Here is an 18,477-nt window from a genome sequence, read left to right on the forward strand (position 1 = left end):
CCTTAGGGATGGGCGAGGCGAACTCGACGAATTCGAACCCCATGAGGCCCATGGGGTTCTCGAACAGATCTGACATGAATTTTCTCCGGAATGGCGTGAATGACTGAAACAAAGGCGTCATTGCCAGACCGGAGGCGCACCCGGACGACCGCGGCAGCTGCGGGCCAGGTGATCACCAATGAAGAGTGCGCTGCCGCTCATGAAAGGTTGATGGGGGCGTGAATCTGTCTGCGCATCATATCGGCCGGCGTGGAATGCACAAGCGGACTTGCCCTCAGTACAGAAATGCAGGCAGGTCCGGCATCAGGAACGATGCCGGTCTCAGAACCCAGCGGGAGATCAGTGCAGTGTGGTGCCCATGGCAGGAATCGGACCTGCGACCTCTCCCTTACCAAGGGAGTGCTCTACCACTGAGCCACATGGGCACGAATGTCTGGAGCGGGATAAGAGGCTCGAACTCTCGACCTATACCTTGGCAAGGTATCGCTCTACCAACTGAGCTAATCCCGCATTGCCACCATCGGTGGGTGACCTCAAGAAAAAGCCCACCGTGGAAGATGGGCTTTTTGAGTTTGGTGGCCTGGGGCGGAATCGAACCACCGACACGCGGATTTTCAATCCGCTGCTCTACCAACTGAGCTACCGGGCCAAGAGATGGAATTATAGCAGGACTTTGCGGTCATTCCAGCGAGCCGCCTCAAGAAGCGCCACGCTTGCCACGGGACAGGTCCACCCCGAGTTGCTTGAGTTTGCGATAGAGGTGGGTGCGCTCCAGACCGGTCTTCTCGGCCACGCGGGTCATGGAGCCGCTTTCACGCGCCAGGTGGTACTCGAAATAGGCCTTCTCGAATTCGTCGCGCGCTTCACGCAGTGGCTTGTCCAGCATGAAATTCTGTTGCGCCTGCGGGCCCAGCTCCACCATGCCGGACACCGTCAGTTGCCCGGTCAGTTCGGTCATCTCCGTCACGATCTCTGCCGGCTGGCTGAGTGCAGCCGCGGGCTTGCGCAAGCTGCCCTTGACCAAGCCTTGCTCCACCGCCTTGAGCAACTTTTGCAGGGTGATCGGTTTTTCCAGGAAAGCCAGGGCGCCGATCTTGGTCGCCTCGACTGCCGTGTCGATGGTGGCATGGCCGCTCATCATGATGACCGGCATGGTCAGCAGGCCGGTGGTGGACCATTCCTTGAGCAGGGTCACGCCATCGGTATCAGGCATCCAGATGTCAAGCAGCACCAGATCGGGCCGCTCACGCTGGCGGGCGGCACGCGCCTGGGCCGCGTTTTCGGCCACCTCGACGGTGTGCCCTTCGTCGTTCAGGATTTCCCACAGCAGATCACGAATGCCGAGTTCGTCATCCACCACCAGAATGTTTGCCATGATTTGTAAGCGCTGTGCCTCGGAAAATAACTGCCGTGCTCAGGCTGAGGTCACGGGCTCCACTGCGAATGATAACGATACTTGCGCCCCCACCACCTGGTCGTCCACGACCCGGTTGGCCAGATCGATGCGCGAGCCATGTTCATCGGCAATCTTCTTGACCACGGCCAAACCAAGCCCCGTGCCTTTGGCCTTGGTCGTGACGTAAGGCTCGAACGCGCGCTTGAGGATGTTCTCCGGGAAACCGGTGCCGTGGTCGAGCACGCTCAGACGCACCCGCCCGCTGGACTCCACCCATTGGGTACGCAGTGTCACGCTGTTGTCGGCGCCGCTGCGTGCCGCCGTTTCGGTGGCGTCCTGGGCGTTCTGCAACAGGTTGTGCAACACCTGGCGCAACTGCTGGGCATCGCCCAGGATGCGCGGGCAACGCGGGTCCAGCTCGGCGTGCACCGGCACATGAACGTTCTCTCCGCCATACAGATGCAGCACCTCACCGACCAGTGCGTTGAGGTCAAGCGGTTTGAGTTCGGCAGCTGGCAGGCGCGCATAGTCGCGGAACTCATTGACCAGCCGTTTCATGGCATCGACTTGGTCGACGATGGTCTTGACCGATTTGGACAGGATCGCCTGCTCGGGGGCCTCCACCTTGCCGGAAAGCTTCATCTCCAGCCGTTCGGCCGACAGCTGGATAGGCGTGAGCGGGTTCTTGATCTCGTGCGCCAAGCGGCGGGCCACCTCGCCCCAGGCCTGCGCGCGCTGGGCCGAGACGATTTCCGAAATATCGTCAAACACCAGCAACCGGGCATGGCCCGGCAACTCGGCACCACGCGCCACCAGCGTCACAGTCCCGTCAGCCGCCTGCCCCGCCACCCCCGTTGGTCCGCCCCCCAGTTCGAAGGACTGCTGCCAGTGGTCAAGGCCGTGTTCGCGGCGATCTCCCAGGAACGTATCGAACTGGGTCTGAACGCGGCTGCCGAACTCCTCCAACCCCTCGATGTCGACCAGGCGTCGCCCTTCACAGGCGGCCAGCGGCACCCTCAGAATGCGCGTGGCGCCTGGATTGGCTGACTGGATGGCTCCCCGTTCATCCAGCACCATCACACCAGCGGTCAGGTTGTCCAGAATGGTCTGCAGGTTGGCACGTGCCGCATTGACCTGTTCCATGCTGTGCTCGACGGCCTGGCGGGCATCGGACAGCTGTTGCGTCATGTCGGCAAAGGAACGGGTCAGCCCCCCGAGCTCATCCTTGCCCTGCAAAACGGTTTTCGGCGTCAGGTCACCCGCCGCCACCTGGCGCACACCGTCGGCCAGCAGCAGCAACGGGCGCGTGATCTGGTTGCCCAGCAGCACGGCCAGCAACACGGCGCCAAAGACGGCCAGGAACAGACTCAAGGTCAGGGTGCCGATGTACATGCGCCGCAGCCCCTCGCGGGCTAGCGCGCGTTCCTGGTATTCACGGTAGGCTTCGGTCACCGCCAGGGCATTGGCCACCAGCGCCTCCGGCAATTCCTGCGTCACCAGCAGAAAACGGTTTTCCCCCAGCATGCCCAAACTGGATGATGGCACCAGGGCCAGAGCCTTGAGACGCACCTGGCGCGCCATTTCACCCGCACCCGGCGCGGGCACATCATCGAGTCCTTCGACCCAGGTCACGACACGTTGACTGCGCGCGGCACGAAATTGTTGAGCCCCCGGCCGCTCCGGTGTCAGCTGCAGTTGGGAGGCCCCCACACTGGTAATCAACTGCCCGGTTGCCCCCCAGAGCATGACATCGCGCCCGCCCAGTTGCTCGCGCACCCGCTCCAGCACCAGCCCCGCTGTCACATCGGGCGTCTCCTGCAGTTGCTGGGCGGCACTGCGGGTCTTGCTCGACAAGTCGGCAGACAAGATGTCCAAGGTGGTTCGCCCCAGATTCAGGCCCGCTTCGAGCGCCCCCTCCACCTTGACATCGAACCAGCTTTCGATCGAGCGCGATACGAACTGATAGGACACCACGTAGATCAGCATGCCGGGGGCAAAACCGGCCAGGGCGAAGACCGCCGCCAGCTTGACCAGCAACCGGCTGCCGAATCGCCCCTGGCGCAGACGCTTGGCCAGCCGAAAGGCAATCCAGCCGATCACCAGCAGCAGCAAGGCTGCCACCGTCACATTGACCGCAAAGAGGCGCGCGTAGTTGCGCTCGTACAGCTCGCGGTTATTGGTCGCCTGGGTCAGCAGGAACAGCAGCACCAAGCCGATCGCCACCATGGCCGCCAGCCCGATGCCCAGCGTCCAGCGCAAGGCGAGAGAGCTTTGCAAGCTCTGCCGTACGCTGGCCTCGATCGTCGGCTTCTTCACTTCAGGTTGTCCAAGGCCAGCCGCTGCGATGCCGCCGCAGAGAGCGCCCAGTCGTTCTGCCCCAAGGCGCCGATCTGCAGGGGGCGCGGCAACTGCGAGACGTCCAGCCGGAAACGGAATTCAACGCGGTGACGCCCGCCCGGGTCCAGGTCGCGCAATTCGGCGATGCGCCAGCCGGAGATGCGACGCACGGCGGCCATCGCATCCTCCAAGGTATCGAAGCTCTGGTTCAGGATCACGCCCAGGCCGTTGTTGGCAATGGTGCTGGGAGAAACCGCCAGGCGCCAACGCCGCGTCAGCGGGTGAAACACCAGCCGCATGTGCCGTTCCGCGCCCGCCACCTTCTTGTCCGCCCAGTACCAGCGTTCGCGATAGACCTCGGCTTCGGCCACGAAAAACACGGCAACCCCCTTGACCAGTGCCGACTCCACCGCCGTCGGCAAATCAAAGTTGAGCGAGGCGCTCAGCAGAATGCCCTCGTTATCCCCTTCCAGGCGCAACTGCGTTACTTCGGCCACGGGCTGCGCCCATGCCTGGCGAGGCATCCAACTGGCCAGCAGGGCGCAGGCCAGCAGCACGGCCACATCAAGCCGCGCGCTTTTCCAGCAGTGCGTAATAAAAGCCGTCATGGTCACTGTCTTGATTGTCTAGGACGTCGCCATGCCCGACGGTGAAATGCGGCAATAAATGGCCTGGCGAGGGCAGTAAACGGGCCTGGGTGTTGTGTGCAAGAAACGTTTGAATCTGCTGGTCACCCTCCGCCTTGAAGACCGAACAGGTGCAGTACAGCAGCCGCCCACCCGGTTTCAGCAGCGGCCACAGGGTGGTCAGCAAACGGGCCTGGGTGGCCGCCAGCTGCCCAATGTCACTCTCGCGGCGCAGCCAGCGCACGTCCGGGTGGCGCCGCACAATACCCGAAGCGGTGCAGGGCGCATCCAGCAAGATGGCATCAAACGGCTGTCCGTCCCACCAGGCGGCGGGCTGGCCGGCATCGGCCACCTGCACCCGGGCCTGCAAGCCCAGACGCTGCAAGGTCTGCCCGATGCGTTCGGCACGCACCGGGTCGATTTCCAGCGCACTGACTTCGCCATCCGCCAGCTCCAGCAAATGGGCGGTTTTGCCGCCGGGTGCCGCACAGGCATCGAGCACACGCAAACCGGCACGCCCGCTCAGGCCCTGCAGCAACAGCGGGGCTGCCTGCTGTGCCGCTGCATCCTGCACCGAGACGAGGCCCTCGGCAAAACCGGGGATCGCCTGCACCGGCAACGGGCTGGCCAACGTCACGCCAAACTCACCATTCCGCCATGCCTCAATACCCGCGCCGCGCAAGCGCGTCAGACAGGAATCGACCGTCGTCTTGCGGACATTGACGCGCAGCGTCATGGGTGCCTGCCGGTTATTGGCCTGCAAAATGGCCTGCCATTGTTCCGGGTGGTCCTGCCGCAAACGTTCGATCCACCATGCCGGGTGATTCCAGCATGCCACGGGGTCCGTCTGCGTATGCGCCACCAAGGCAGCGCGCTCACGCAGGAACCGCCGCAGACAGCCGTTCACAAAACCGGCTTGAGCCCGAATCGCGGCCGTGTGCTTGGCTGCTTCCACCGCCTGGTTGACCAAGGTGAAGCCTTCATACGGGGCCACCGCTTCGTCCCAGACCAGTGCCAGTGCCGTGCACAGCAGGGCATCCACGGCAGCCGGCGGTTTGCGCGACGCCAGCAACCGGCGCAAAGCCTCGGCACGCCCCAGCGAGCGCAGGACCTGGTACACCAGCGCCTGCACGCCTGGCCGCAAACTGGACGGAACGGCCTCCAGCGCCGCCGTCCCCGAAGCACCTTGGCGGACAGCTGCCAGGACACCCGCCACGGCCTGCAACTGGCGCCACAACGGTATTTTTGAATCGCCCTCGTTCATGTGATCGTGTGTGCCGGTTTGAAGCTGAACAGCCAGGCCAGCAGATGCGCCGGGAATTGCACAATGGCGTCGTTGTAGTCCTGCACCAGACGGTTGAATTCGTGCTTGGCATTGCCTGCCTGCAACGTGATGTGTTCCCACTGCTGCAGCAACACGGCCGGCAGCGGCTCGCCCGCCAGATCGGGCGGCTCGTCACGCAAGCGCGACCATGACTCGCAAAGCGTCTCGTGCGCCGTCTGCAGCGCTCGCATGGCCAGGGCATCGAGCGGATGGGCCCGCGCCGCCTTGAGGGAGGATTCGAATTGCCGGGCCGCAGCCAGCACGCCGGCGCGCAGGCCGGCCTCTTCGTCATCCGATGGCAAGGCAAAACTGCCCTGTACCAGGGTCACATACTGGATGAACTGCATCTCCAGCGGCGCAAAAGCGGCTATCGCCTGCGAGCGCAAGCGTACCAGGCGGTTGTAGGCCCCCACGGCCCAGAACAACACCACCGCCCAGACGACCCAGATGGCGAGCGGAATATTCATGCCTGCGATTCCTCCAAGACAACATCAAGCCAGCCAACAGAACTTGCCCAGAAAAAAGCCCCAAGCGCCTGCAAAGGGCTTGGGGCTTGATTGTGCGACAGCCGTCGGCTTTACTCGGTGGCAGCTCCCGCATCCGCCGACGTCTCGCCGGCCAGTTCGGCCGCCTCGGCATCGGCAATGGCGCGACGCTCGGCATCGTCCATGCTCTCGCGCACCTTGCGGGCCTGGTGATAGGCCATGCCGGTACCCGCCGGGATCAGGCGGCCGACGATGACGTTCTCTTTCAGACCGCGCAGTTCGTCGCGCTTGCCCATGATGGCCGCTTCGGTCAGCACGCGGGTGGTTTCCTGGAAGGAAGCCGCGCTGATGAAGCTGTCGGTGGACAGCGATGCCTTGGTGATACCCAGCAGCAGGTTGGAGTACGTCGCGGGGATCTTGCCTTCGGCGCGCAAAGCGTCGTTGGTGTTGAGCATCTCGGAACGCTCAACCTGTTCGCCGGCGATATAGCTCGAATCACCCGCATTCTCGACCACCACGCGGCGCAGCATCTGACGCACGATCACTTCAATGTGCTTGTCGTTGATCTTCACGCCCTGGAGTCGGTACACGTCCTGCACCTCGTCCACGATGTAGCGCGCCAGTTCTTCCATGCCCAGCAGACGCAGGATGTCCTGCGGATCGGCCGGACCGTCAACCACGCTCTCGCCCTTGTTGACCACCTGACCTTCGTGCACCAGGACGTTCTTCTCCTTGGGCACCAGCTCGTCCCAGACCTTGCCTTCCGGATCGGTGATCTGCAGGCGGATCTTGCCTTTGGTCTCCTTGCCGAAGGACACGGTACCGGTCATCTCGGCCAGCATGCCCTTGTCCTTGGGTGAACGGGCTTCGAACAGCTCGGCCACACGCGGCAGACCGCCGGTAATGTCTCGGGTCTTCTGACCTTCCACCGGGATACGGGCCAGCACCTCGCCGGGACCCACGTCCTGGCCGTCGCGCACCTGGATCAGGGCGCCGACCTGGAAGCCGATGGTCACCGCGTGGTCGGTGCCGGGGATCTTCACCTCAGCACCAGAGGCGTCGACCAGCTTGACCTGCGGACGCACGATCTTGGTCGAGCCACGGCGCTTCGGATCGATCACCACCAGGGTTGACAGGCCCGTGACCTCGTCCACCTGCTTGGCCACGGTCAGACCTTCCTCGATGTTCTCGAACTTCACCTGACCGGCGAATTCCGTGATGATCGGGCGGGTCAGCGGGTCCCAGTTGGCCAGAATCGCACCAGCCTTGATGGCCTGGTCAGCCTTGACAGTCAGCACGGCGCCGTACGGCACCTTGTGACGCTCACGCTCGCGACCATGCTCGTCATGGATGACGATTTCGCCGGAGCGGGCAATCACCACCAGCTCGCCCTTGCTGTTGGTCACATAGCGCATCGTGGCATTGAAGCCGATGATGCCGTTGGACTTGGCTTCCACGCTGGAGGCAATCGCCGCACGCGAAGCGGCACCACCGATGTGGAAGGTGCGCATGGTCAGCTGGGTACCCGGCTCACCGATCGACTGGGCAGCGATCACACCAACCGCTTCACCCATGTTGACCAGACCACCTCGACCCAGATCGCGGCCATAGCACTTGGCGCACAGGCCGAAGCGGGTTTCGCAGGTCAATGCGGTGCGAACCTTGACCTCGTCCACGCCCGCCGCCTCGAGTTCTTCGATGACGTCTTCGTCCAGCATCTCGCCGGCCTTGGCCAGTACCGAGCGGTTCTCCGGGTGCAGGACATCTTCCGCAGCGGTGCGTCCCAGGATACGGTCACGCAGCGACTCGATCACTTCACCGCCTTCGACGATGGCACGCATCAGGGAACCCTCGTGCGTGCCGCAATCGTCTTGCGTCACCACCAGATCCTGCGTCACGTCCACCAGACGACGGGTCAGATAACCGGAGTTGGCCGTCTTCAGCGCCGTGTCCGCGAGACCCTTACGGGCACCGTGGGTGGAGATGAAGTACTGCAACACGTTCAGGCCTTCGCGGAAGTTCGCGGTGATCGGCGTTTCGATGATCGAGCCGTCCGGCTTGGCCATCAGACCCCGCATACCGGCCAGCTGGCGAATCTGGGCCGCAGAACCGCGGGCACCGGAGTCGGCCATCATGTAGATGGAGTTGAAGGACTCCTGATCGACTTCCTTGCCATGGCGGTCAATGGTCTTCTGCAGACGCAGCTGGTCCATCATCACCTTGGAAACCTTGTCGCCGGCCTTGCCCCAGATGTCCACCACCTTGTTGTAGCGTTCACCCACGGTCACCAGACCGGAGACGTACTGCTGCTCGATGTCCTTGACCTCTTTCTCGGCGGCCTCGATGATCTCGTGCTTTTCCTTCGGCACCAGCATGTCGTCGATGCAGATGGAAATGCCCGACTTGGTGGCCAGACGGAAGCCGTTTTGCAGCAGCTTGTCGGCAAACACCACCGTCTCCTTCAGACCGCACTTGCGGAAGGACACGTTGATCAGCTTGGAGATTTCCTTCTTCTTCAGCGCCTTGTTCAGGTTGGAGAACGGCAGGCCCTTGGGCAGGATCTCGGACAGCAGCGCACGGCCAGCCGTGGTTTCCACCAGCTGGGTCACGGGCGTGAAGGCACCGGTTTCCTTGTCCTTGATGTACTCGATCAGACGCACGCTGATGCGGGACGTCAGTTCGACTTCACCCGCATCCAGCGCACGCTGGACTTCCGTGGTGTCTGCAAAGATCAGGCCTTCACCCTTGCCGTTGATGCGCTCACGGGTCGTGTAGTACAGACCTAGCACCACGTCTTGCGACGGCACGATCGACGGCTCGCCGTTGGCCGGGAACAGCACATTGTTGGAGGCCAGCATCAGCGTGCGGGCTTCCATCTGGGCTTCCACCGACAGCGGGACGTGCACAGCCATCTGGTCACCGTCAAAGTCGGCGTTGAACGCGGCGCAGACCAGCGGGTGCAGCTGAATGGCCTTGCCTTCGATCAGGATCGGCTCGAACGCCTGAATGCCCAGGCGGTGCAGCGTCGGCGCACGGTTGAGCATCACGGGGTGCTCTTTGATCACCTCTTCCAGGATGTCCCACACCACCGGCGTGCCGGATTCGACTTCCTTCTTCGCCGCCTTGATGGTGGTGGCGATGCCCATGGCTTCCAGGCGCGAGAAGATGAAGGGCTTGAACAGTTCCAGCGCCATCAGCTTCGGCAAGCCGCACTGGTGCAGCTTGAGGGTCGGGCCCACGGTGATCACGGAACGACCGGAGTAGTCGACGCGCTTGCCCAGCAAGTTCTGACGGAAGCGACCGCTCTTGCCCTTGATCATGTCGGCCAGGGACTTGAGGGCACGCTTGTTGGCGCCCGTCATGGCCTTGCCGCGACGGCCGTTGTCCAGCAACGAATCCACGGCTTCCTGCAACATGCGCTTCTCGTTGCGCGCGATGATTTCCGGGGCCTTGAGCTCCAGCAGGCGACGCAGACGGCTGTTGCGGTTGATGACGCGGCGGTACAGGTCGTTCAGATCGGAGGTCGCGAAGCGGCCGCCGTCCAGCGGCACCAGCGGACGCAGGTCCGGCGGCAGCACGGGCAGCACTTCGAGCACCATCCATTCCGGCTTGATGCCGGATTTCTTGAAGGCTTCCAGCACCTTCAGGCGCTTGGCATTCTTCTTGACCTTCATCTCGGAACCGGTCAGGTCGCCACGCAGACGCTCGATCTCCATGTCGATGTCGATGCCCTGCAGCAGATCCTTGATGCCCTCGGCGCCCATCTTGGCGGTGAACTCGTCACCATATTCCTTGACCTTGGCGTCGTAGTCATCCTCGGACATGATGCTGAACTTCTTCAGCGGGGTCATGCCGGGGTCGGTCACCACATAGGCTTCGAAATACAGCACGCGCTCGATGTCGCGCAGCGTCATGTCCAGGACCAGGCCCAGACGCGACGGCAACGACTTCAGGAACCAGATGTGGGCGCAGGGCGCAGCGAGGTCGATGTGACCCATGCGCTCGCGACGCACTTTGGTCTGCGTGACTTCAACACCGCACTTCTCGCAGATGACGCCGCGATGCTTGAGGCGCTTGTACTTGCCGCACAGGCACTCGTAGTCCTTGATGGGCCCGAAGATCTTGGCGCAGAACAGACCGTCGCGCTCAGGCTTGAAGGTACGGTAGTTGATGGTCTCGGGTTTCTTCACCTCGCCGAAAGACCAGGAACGGATCTTCTCGGGCGAAGCCATGCCGATCTTGATGGCATCGAAATGCTCATCCGGCGTGAACTGCTTGAACAGGTCGAGTAGTGATTTCATGTGACTCTATCCCTTCAAATTAAGAGCGTTCCAGTTCAATGTCGAGGCCCAGGGAACGGATTTCCTTGACCAGCACATTGAACGATTCCGGCATGCCCGCTTCGATGGCGTGCTCGCCCTTGACAATGTTTTCGTAGACCTTGGTACGGCCTTGCACGTCGTCGGACTTGACGGTGAGCATTTCCTGCAGCGTGTAGGCGGCACCATAAGCCTCCAGTGCCCAGACCTCCATCTCGCCGAAACGCTGACCACCGAACTGCGCCTTGCCGCCCAGCGGTTGCTGGGTCACGAGCGAGTACGGGCCGGTCGAACGGGCGTGCATCTTGTCGTCCACCAGGTGGTGCAGCTTCAAGAAGTGCATGTAGCCCACCGTCGTGGTGCGCTCGAAGGCGTCGCCCGTACGGCCGTCATACAGCTGCGCCTGGGTACGGGTGGCGGTCAGGCCCTTGGCCTTGGCAACGTCATCCGGATAGGCCAGCTTGAGCATGTCGCGGATTTCCTGTTCGGAAGCGCCATCAAACACCGGCGTGGCAAAGGTCATGCCGGTCGTCAGGTTGGCAGCCATTGCCAGCACCTGCTCGTCGCTCAGAGTGGAGAGGTCTTCCTTGTGGCCGGAGCTGTTGTAGACCTTGTCCATGTAGGCGCGCAACTCGGCCACCTTGGCTTCGGCTTGCAGCATGTCACCGATGCGCTGGCCGATGCCCTTGGCGGCCCAGCCCAAATGGACTTCCAGCACCTGGCCCACGTTCATGCGCGAAGGCACGCCCAGCGGGTTGAGGACGATGTCGGCCGGCGTACCGTCCGCCATGTGCGGCATGTCTTCGACCGGCACGATCTTCGACACCACACCCTTGTTGCCGTGACGGCCGGCCATCTTGTCGCCCGGCTGCAGACGGCGCTTGACGGCCAGGTAGACCTTGACCATCTTGAGCACGCCAGCAGGCAACTCGTCACCTTGCGTCAATTTCTTGCGCTTTTCCTCGAAAGCCAGGTCGAAGCTGTGACGCTGCTGCTCGATCGAGTTCTTGATGCTCTCGAGCTGGCTGGCCACCTCGTCATCGGCCGGACGAATGTCGAACCAGTGGAACTTCTCGACGCTGGCCAGATAGGCCTTGTCGATCTTCGTGCCCTTGGCCAGCTTGTTCGGGCCGCCATTGGCGACCTTGCCGTTGAGCAACTTCTCGATACGGTCGAACGCGTCGGCTTCGACGATGCGCAGCTGGTCGTTCAGGTCCAGGCGGAAACGCTTCAGCTCGTCGTCGATGATCTGCTGGGCGCGCTTGTCGCGTTGGATGCCTTCGCGGGTGAACACCTGCACGTCGATCACGGTTCCTTGGGAACCCTGGTCCACGCGCAGCGAGGTGTCCTTCACATCGGAAGCCTTCTCGCCGAAGATGGCGCGTAGCAGCTTCTCTTCCGGCGTCAGCGTGGTCTCGCCCTTGGGCGTCACCTTGCCCACCAGCACATCTCCCGGCTGCACTTCGGCGCCAACGTAGATGATGCCGGACTCGTCCAGACGGTTGAGTTGCTGTTCGCTCAGGTTCGGAATGTCGCGCGTGATTTCCTCGGCGCCCAGCTTGGTGTCGCGCGCCATCACCACGAGCTCTTCGATATGAATCGAGGTGTAGCGGTCATCGGCCACCACGCGCTCAGAAATCAGGATCGAGTCCTCGAAGTTGTAGCCGTTCCACGGCATGAAGGCGATCAGCATGTTCTGGCCGATGGCGATTTCGCCCAGGTCAGTCGATGCACCGTCAGCAATCACGTCACCCTTGGCCAGCTTGTCGCCCTTCTTGACGATGGGGCGCTGGTGAATGTTGGTGTTCTGGTTGGAACGCTGGTACTTGATCAGGTTGTAGATGTCCACACCCACTTCACCCGCCACGGCTTCGGCGTCATTGACGCGCACCACGATACGGGTGGCATCGACATAGTCAACCACACCACCACGGTTGGCGGTCACCACGGTACCCGAGTCCACCGCAGCCACACGCTCGATACCGGTGCCGACCAGCGGCTTTTCCGGACGCAGCACAGGCACAGCCTGACGCGACATGTTGGCGCCCATCAGCGCGCGGTTGGCGTCATCGTGCTCCAGGAACGGAACCAACGAGGCCGCCACCGAGACGATCTGTGCCGGCGACACGTCCATGTACTGGATGCGCTCGGCACCGCACAGGATGGATTCACCCTTTTCACGCGCGGACACCAGCTCGCCGGTCAGGCGGCCTTCCTTGTCCAGCGTGGCATTGGCCTGGGCGATGACGTACTTGCCTTCCTCGATGGCCGACAGGTAGTCAATCTGGTTGGTCACCTTGCCGTCCACCACGCGACGGTAGGGTGTCTCGATAAAGCCATACTCGTTCAGACGGGCGTACAGGGCCAGCGAATTGATCAGGCCGATGTTCGGGCCTTCCGGCGTTTCGATCGGGCAGACGCGGCCGTAATGCGTGACGTGCACGTCGCGCACCTCGAAGCCGGCGCGCTCGCGCGTCAGACCGCCCGGGCCCAGGGCCGAGACGCGACGCTTGTGCGTGATTTCCGCCAGCGGGTTGGTCTGGTCCATGAACTGCGACAGCTGGGACGCACCGAAGAACTCCTTGAGTGCCGCCGAAATCGGCTTGGAGTTGATCAGGTCGTGCGGCATCAGGGGTTCCTGCTCTGCCTGGCCCAGACGCTCCTTCACGGCCTTTTCGATACGGGCCAAACCGGCGCGGTACTGGTTTTCGGCCAGTTCACCGACGCAACGCACGCGGCGGTTGCCCAAGTGGTCGATGTCATAGACTTCGCCGCGACCATTGCGCAGATCCACCAGGATCTTGACCACGGCGAGAATGTCTTCGTTGGTCAGCACCATCGGACCGGTCGCCTCGGAGCGGCCCATCTTGGCGTTGAACTTCATGCGACCGACGCGCGACAGATCGTAGGTATCGGGGTTGTAGAACAGGCGCTGGAACAAGGCCTGCACGGCGTCTTCGGTTGGCGGCTCGCCGGGACGCATCATGCGGTAGATGGCCACGCGGGCAGCAAACTCGTCGGTCGTCTCATCGGTGCGCAGGGTCTGCGAGATGTAGGCGCCTTGATCGAGTTCGTTGGTGTAGATGCATTGCAGCTCTTGCACGCCGGCGCTGCGCAGCTTCTTCAGCAGCGCTTCGGTCAGCTCGTCATTGGCCTTGGCAATGATCTCGCCGGTATCGCCATCCACGACGGCACGTGCAACCACGCGACCGATCAGGAAATCTTCCGGCACGCTGATGTGCGTCGTGCCGGATTGCTCCAATTCACGGGTATGGCGTGCCGTGATGCGCTTGTCCTTGGCTACCACGACCTTGCCGCTCTTGTCGGTGATGTCGAATCGCGCCACTTCGCCACGCAGGCGCTCAGCCACGAACTCCATCTGCGCGCCGCTGTCCATCAGGCGGAAGTTGTCGTTGACGAAGAAGTTCGCCAGGATGGACTCGGGGTTCAGGCCGATGGCCTTGAGCAGGATGGTGACCGGCATCTTGCGACGGCGGTCAACGCGGAAGTACAGCAGGTCCTTCGGATCGAACTCGAAGTCCAGCCAGGAGCCACGGTAAGGAATGATGCGGGCCGAGAACAGCAGCTTGCCCGAACTGTGGGTCTTGCCCTTGTCGTGCTCGAAGAACACGCCCGGCGAGCGGTGCAACTGGGACACGATCACACGTTCCGTGCCATTGATGATGAACGAGCCCTTGGTCGTCATGAGCGGCACTTCGCCCATGTAGACCTCTTGCTCCTTGACTTCCTTCACGACCTTGTTGGACGGGGTGGAGGACTCGCGATCGTAAATGATGAGCTGCACCTTGGCGCGCACGGCCGAGGCAAAGGTCAGACCGCGTGTCTGGCATTCGCGCACGTCGAATGCAGGCTTGGCCAGGTTGTACTCGATGAATTTCATCTCGACAAAACCATTGTGCGAGACGATCGGGAAAGCTGCCTCGAAAGCGGCCTGAAGACCTTCCGGTGTACGTTTATTAGGGCTCACGTCAGCTTGCAAGAAGGCTGTGTAAGCGTCCTTTTGCATCTGCAGGAGGTAGGGAATTTCGAGCACGCTGTCGCGGCTGCCGAAACTTTTGCGAATCCGCTTGCGTTCGGTATAGGTGTAAGCCATGAGATCTCCGGGCTATGAGGTCTTTGGCGACTGACGCGCCAGCATCACGCTGGCAGGCTTGGTGGTTGGCCGCTACCAACCAATGGCGGACGGCCGCGCATTGCACGCGGCCCGAACCAAGGCACCTTCTGCAGTCGGGTCAGAAGGCACTCAAAAATCGTCTTGGAGGGCTTTTCCATCAACCTTGCGGTCTTACGGCCAAGCCGGTCCAAGCCGGCTTTTGGGTGCGCTCTGTAAGCGCCAAAGGCTGGAGGCCTTTACAGGCACTCCAGCCTTCGAGCAAAGTCGAATTACTTGAGTTCGACCTTGGCGCCGGCTTCTTCCAGCTTCTTCTTGGCAGCTTCGGCATCAGCCTTGGACAGGCCTTCCTTGACAGCCTTGGGAGCACCGTCCACCAGGTCCTTGGCTTCCTTCAGGCCCAGGCCGGTGATTTCACGCACTGCCTTGATGACCGACACCTTGTTGGCGCCAGCATCAGCCAGAACCACGTTGAACTCGGTCTTCTCTTCGGCAGCAGCAGCGCCACCGCCACCGCCAGCAGCAGCAGGAGCAGCCATCGCAGCAGCGCTCACACCAAATTTCTCTTCGATGGCTTTCACCAGGTCGTTGAGTTCCATGACCGTCATGCTGTCGAGCGCGGTCAAAAATGCGTCTTTATCGAATGCCATTTTGATTTCCTAACAATTGGTTAACAAGTGTGCTGCACGCTCAAGCGGCAACAGCTTCGCCTTCGCCTTTTTTGGCCGCCAGGGCACCCAGCACCACGGCGGTACGGGACATCGGCGACATCAACAAACCACACAGCTGAGCCAGCAAAACTTCCTTGGACGGGATGCTTGCCAGCTGCTTGACGCCGTTCACGTCCAGGGCTTTACCGCCATATGCGCCACCACGGATCACCAACTTGTCATTGGTTTTCGCGAAGTCAGCCACCACTTTCGCAGCAGCCACGGCATCGACAGAGAAGCCATAGATCAGCGGACCGGTCATCTGGTCGGCCACAACCTCGAACGAACTACCGGCAACAGCACGACGGGCCAGGGTGTTCTTCAACACACTCAGGCTCACACCAGTGCTGCGAGCGGTCGCGCGCAGTTTGGTCATGTCAGCGACCGTGATACCACGGTATTCCGCCATCACGAGCGTTTGAGCTTTAGCGGCGAGGTCGGTCACTTCGGTGATGACCGCTTCTTTCTCACTGCGATTCAGACTCAAGGTCTACTCCTTCAAAATGTGCCTTCGGGACAATCCCTGAGGCACGCCTCATTGCAGCGACCAACTGTTTACGGAACTCATTCCATCTGCAGCGGGATCGCCATCTGCGTTGGCAGAGCCCTGGGGCGAACCCCACAGCTCACGGATTAAGTGCAACCTGCACACCAACGGTCTTGGATGACCCGCCCCGTCTTGCAACGGAAGCGGCCCACCACTCCAGCCGGCCGTTTCCAGCCGACCAAATCTTTGCGATTACGCCGCGATGGTCTGGGTGTCCACACGGACACCAACACCCATCGTGGACGACACCGCCACTTTGCGCAAATACACGCCCTTGCTCGAAGCCGGCTTGGCCTTGTTCAGTGCATCGACCAGAGCAGCCAGGTTGCCCTGCAGCTTCTCGGTGTCGAAGGAACGACGGCCGATGGTGCTGTGCACGATACCCGCCTTGTCGACGCGGAACTGCACCTGACCTGCCTTGGCGTTCTTCACAGCCGTGGCCACGTCGGGGGTGACGGTACCGACCTTCGGGTTCGGCATCAGGCCGCGCGGACCGAGGATCTGACCCAGCGTACCGACAACGCGCATGGCATCCGGCGCAGCAATCACCACGTCGAAAGGCATGTCGCCAGCCTTGACCTGGGCAGCCAGATCGTCCATGCCGACCACGTCAGCGCCAGCAGCCTTGGCTTCTTCAGCCTTGGCGCCCTGGGCAAACACAGCCACACGCTTGGTCTTGCCGGTACCGTTGGGCAGCACGACAGCGCCACGCACCACCTGGTCAGACTTTTTGGCATCAATGCCGAGCTGAACAGCCACGTCGATGGACTCATCGAACTTGGCGTTGGCACACTCCTTCACGATGCCCAGAGCATCGGCCAGGGCGTACAGCTTGTTGCTGTCAACCTTGCCCTGCAGTGCTTTTTGTTTCTTGGTGAGCTTGGCCATTTACACGCCCTCCACATTCACGCCCATCGAACGGGCAGAACCAGCGATGGTACGAACAGCAGCATCCAGGTCAGCTGCCGTCATGTCCTTCATTTTGGTCTTGGCGATTTCCTCGAGCTGGGCGCGAGTGATCTTGCCGACCTTGTCGGTATGCGGCTTGCTTGAGCCCTTGTCGAGCTTGATGGCCTTCTTGATCAGAACCGCTGCAGGCGGTGTCTTGATCACGAACGTGAAGCTCTTGTCCGCAAAAGCAGTGATCACCACCGGCAGCGGCAGACCCGGCTCAACGCCTTGGGTCTGGGCGTTGAACGCCTTGCAGAACTCCATGATGTTCAAACCGCGCTGGCCCAGAGCGGGACCAATCGGCGGCGACGGATTGGCCTTACCAGCCGGCACTTGCAGCTTGATAAAACCGACGATTTTTTTCGCCATGCTTTTCTCCTTGCGGGTCTAACGCCTTGGCAATCTGCCGCAGCTCCCCGGGGTTAACGACTCACTTCTTACATTCGCGCCGAGTCGAAAAGCGCGACATCCAAAATCGACGCTCAGGTCTTCTCGACCTGAGAGAACTCCAGCTCCACCGGCGTCGAACGACCAAAGATCGTGACCGCCACGCGCAGCTTGTTCTTCTCGTAATTGACCTCTTCCACCGACCCATTGAAATCGGTGAACGGACCTTCCTTGACGCGGACCAGCTCCCCAACCACGAACTCCACCTTGTGGCGCGGCTTGTCGGAACCTTCCTGCATCTGGTTGACGATCTTCATGACCTCTTCTTCAGAGATCGGTGCCGGGCGATTCTTTGCACCACCGACAAAACCGGTGACCTTGTTGGTGTGCTTCACCAAGTGCCAGCTGTCATCGTCCATGATCATCTCGACCAGCACGTAACCCGGGAAGAACTTGCGTTCCGTGGTGCGCTTCTGGCCATTCCGGATCTCGACCACTTCCTCCATCGGAACAAGAATGCGGCCAAACTTGTCCTGCATGCCGGCACGGTTGATGCGCTCGATGATGTTGCGCTCAACCGCCTTCTCCATGCCCGAATAGGCATGAACCACATACCAGCGCATGTCCGGGTTGGACGGCTTGGCCGCCAGCACCTGGGATGCCGAAGTTTCTACAACATCAGTCATTATTTCTTCCACCCCAGAATCAAATCGTAGAACACCCACTCAAGCGTCTTGTCGGTAAACCAGAGGAACAAAGCCATCAGCACGACAAAACCGAACACATAGGCCGTCATCTGGATCGCCTCTTTGCGCGCCGGCCAGACCACCTTGCCGACCTCGCGCCAGGCATCCCGCCCAAACGCCATCAACTGACGGCCCGCCTCAGCAGTGAAAAACACCACCACCGCAGCAACCACCCCCGCCAGCAGCGCCCCCCACTGCAACAGAGCGCCTTGCTTACCCAGCAGGTAGAAAGCCGCCAGACCCGCAATCAGCAGGACGACCGCTGCAGCCAGCTTGGCCTTATCAGCCCCACCGCCGACCGTTTCAACTTGTGACGTTGCCATGTTTACCCAATTCTGCGCGTTCGCATCTCAATAACACCAGCACCCTTAGACGCTGAAGCCCGCCATGGTGATGGCGGGCTTTCAACTCACCCCTGACGGATGAATCAGGTGGCAGGGGCAGTAGGAATCGAACCTACAACCTTCGGTTTTGGAGACCGACGCTCTGCCAATTGAGCTATACCCCTACAAAACCA

13 protein-coding genes and 4 tRNA genes are annotated in these 18,477 nt (G+C 61.6%); all 17 read right to left on the reverse strand.

All coding sequences use genetic code 11. The annotated features are described in order from the left end of the window. Nucleotides 1–350 precede the first annotated feature (350 nt). The 17 genes from CDE01S_RS16350 to CDE01S_RS16430 all read right to left on the reverse strand — a co-directional run bounded on the left by CDE01S_RS16350 (nucleotide 351) and on the right by CDE01S_RS16430 (nucleotide 18,468). Nucleotides 351–425: transfer RNA gene (locus CDE01S_RS16350), tRNA-Thr, on the reverse strand. Between the two features lie 9 nt (nucleotides 426–434). Then, a tRNA-Gly gene (locus CDE01S_RS16355) sits at nucleotides 435–510 on the reverse strand. A 63-nt stretch (nucleotides 511–573) separates the two neighbouring features. Continuing rightward, a tRNA-Phe gene (locus CDE01S_RS16360) sits at nucleotides 574–649 on the reverse strand. Nucleotides 650–697: 48 nt separating this feature from the next. Then, the gene (locus tag CDE01S_RS16365; RefSeq protein ID WP_066710053.1) at nucleotides 698–1,375 is read right to left on the reverse strand and encodes a response regulator; all 678 of its coding nucleotides are present in this window, start codon (nucleotides 1,373–1,375) and stop codon (nucleotides 698–700) included. 39 nt (nucleotides 1,376–1,414) lie between these two features. Next, entirely contained in the window at nucleotides 1,415–3,712 is a 2,298-nt protein-coding gene (locus CDE01S_RS16370; RefSeq protein WP_066710057.1) for a sensor histidine kinase, read from the reverse strand. Next, nucleotides 3,709–4,341 (reverse strand): DUF4390 domain-containing protein, encoded by a 633-nt coding sequence (locus tag CDE01S_RS16375; RefSeq protein WP_066710061.1) that lies wholly within the window; start codon nucleotides 4,339–4,341, stop codon nucleotides 3,709–3,711. Before CDE01S_RS16375 ends, CDE01S_RS16370 begins: the two co-directional genes overlap by 4 nt. Next, nucleotides 4,298–5,623, reverse strand: a complete 1,326-nt coding sequence (gene rsmB / locus CDE01S_RS16380) for a 16S rRNA (cytosine(967)-C(5))-methyltransferase RsmB (RefSeq protein ID WP_066710064.1) — start codon at nucleotides 5,621–5,623, stop codon at nucleotides 4,298–4,300. The genes CDE01S_RS16375 and rsmB overlap by 44 nt, the downstream gene beginning before the upstream one ends. Next, entirely contained in the window at nucleotides 5,620–6,150 is a 531-nt protein-coding gene (locus tag CDE01S_RS16385; protein WP_066710067.1) for a LemA family protein, read from the reverse strand. Before CDE01S_RS16385 ends, rsmB begins: the two co-directional genes overlap by 4 nt. Before the next feature lie 110 nt (nucleotides 6,151–6,260). After that, complete coding sequence (gene rpoC / locus CDE01S_RS16390) at nucleotides 6,261–10,469, reverse strand: DNA-directed RNA polymerase subunit beta' (protein ID WP_066710070.1); 4,209 nt, start codon at nucleotides 10,467–10,469, stop codon at nucleotides 6,261–6,263. A gap of 19 nt (nucleotides 10,470–10,488) precedes the next feature. Further along, nucleotides 10,489–14,601 carry a DNA-directed RNA polymerase subunit beta gene (gene rpoB / locus CDE01S_RS16395; protein ID WP_066710076.1) on the reverse strand — a complete coding sequence of 1,371 codons (4,113 nt, stop codon included), beginning with the start codon at nucleotides 14,599–14,601 and terminating at the stop codon, nucleotides 10,489–10,491. Between the two features lie 290 nt (nucleotides 14,602–14,891). After that, complete coding sequence (rplL, locus tag CDE01S_RS16400; protein WP_066710083.1) at nucleotides 14,892–15,269, reverse strand: 50S ribosomal protein L7/L12; 378 nt, start codon at nucleotides 15,267–15,269, stop codon at nucleotides 14,892–14,894. A gap of 40 nt (nucleotides 15,270–15,309) precedes the next feature. Further along, on the reverse strand, nucleotides 15,310–15,816 hold the full coding sequence (gene rplJ, locus CDE01S_RS16405; RefSeq protein ID WP_066710086.1) for a 50S ribosomal protein L10: 507 nt from the start codon (nucleotides 15,814–15,816) through the stop codon (nucleotides 15,310–15,312). Nucleotides 15,817–16,068: 252 nt separating this feature from the next. Then, nucleotides 16,069–16,764 (reverse strand): 50S ribosomal protein L1, encoded by a 696-nt coding sequence (gene rplA, locus CDE01S_RS16410; protein ID WP_066710088.1) that lies wholly within the window; start codon nucleotides 16,762–16,764, stop codon nucleotides 16,069–16,071. After that, nucleotides 16,765–17,196 (reverse strand): 50S ribosomal protein L11, encoded by a 432-nt coding sequence (gene rplK / locus CDE01S_RS16415; RefSeq protein WP_066710091.1) that lies wholly within the window; start codon nucleotides 17,194–17,196, stop codon nucleotides 16,765–16,767. A gap of 113 nt (nucleotides 17,197–17,309) precedes the next feature. Further along, entirely contained in the window at nucleotides 17,310–17,900 is a 591-nt protein-coding gene (gene nusG, locus CDE01S_RS16420; RefSeq protein ID WP_066710094.1) for a transcription termination/antitermination protein NusG, read from the reverse strand. After that, nucleotides 17,900–18,283, reverse strand: a complete 384-nt coding sequence (secE, locus tag CDE01S_RS16425) for a preprotein translocase subunit SecE (protein ID WP_066710099.1) — start codon at nucleotides 18,281–18,283, stop codon at nucleotides 17,900–17,902. The genes nusG and secE overlap by 1 nt, the downstream gene beginning before the upstream one ends. 109 nt (nucleotides 18,284–18,392) lie before the next feature. After that, nucleotides 18,393–18,468 (reverse strand) — tRNA-Trp (locus CDE01S_RS16430). Nucleotides 18,469–18,477 lie beyond the last annotated feature (9 nt).

The sequence above is a fragment of the Curvibacter delicatus NBRC 14919 genome (assembly GCF_001592265.1).
Lineage (GTDB): Bacteria > Pseudomonadota > Gammaproteobacteria > Burkholderiales > Burkholderiaceae_C > Hylemonella > Hylemonella delicata.

Excerpts from the sequence above, each read along its gene's own strand:
- CDE01S_RS16365 (WP_066710053.1), bottom strand. The coding sequence starts at position 1,375 with ATGGCAAACATTCTGGTGGTGGATGACGAACTCGGCATTCGTGATCTG.
- CDE01S_RS16375 (WP_066710061.1), bottom strand. The coding sequence starts at position 4,341 with ATGACGGCTTTTATTACGCACTGCTGGAAAAGCGCGCGGCTTGATGTG.
- rsmB (WP_066710064.1), bottom strand. The coding sequence starts at position 5,623 with ATGAACGAGGGCGATTCAAAAATACCGTTGTGGCGCCAGTTGCAGGCC.
- CDE01S_RS16385 (WP_066710067.1), bottom strand. The coding sequence starts at position 6,150 with ATGAATATTCCGCTCGCCATCTGGGTCGTCTGGGCGGTGGTGTTGTTC.
- rpoC (WP_066710070.1), bottom strand. The coding sequence starts at position 10,469 with ATGAAATCACTACTCGACCTGTTCAAGCAGTTCACGCCGGATGAGCAT.
- rpoB (WP_066710076.1), bottom strand. The coding sequence starts at position 14,601 with ATGGCTTACACCTATACCGAACGCAAGCGGATTCGCAAAAGTTTCGGC.
- rplL (WP_066710083.1), bottom strand. The coding sequence starts at position 15,269 with ATGGCATTCGATAAAGACGCATTTTTGACCGCGCTCGACAGCATGACG.
- rplA (WP_066710088.1), bottom strand. The coding sequence starts at position 16,764 with ATGGCCAAGCTCACCAAGAAACAAAAAGCACTGCAGGGCAAGGTTGAC.
- rplK (WP_066710091.1), bottom strand. The coding sequence starts at position 17,196 with ATGGCGAAAAAAATCGTCGGTTTTATCAAGCTGCAAGTGCCGGCTGGT.
- nusG (WP_066710094.1), bottom strand. The coding sequence starts at position 17,900 with ATGACTGATGTTGTAGAAACTTCGGCATCCCAGGTGCTGGCGGCCAAG.
- secE (WP_066710099.1), bottom strand. The coding sequence starts at position 18,283 with ATGGCAACGTCACAAGTTGAAACGGTCGGCGGTGGGGCTGATAAGGCC.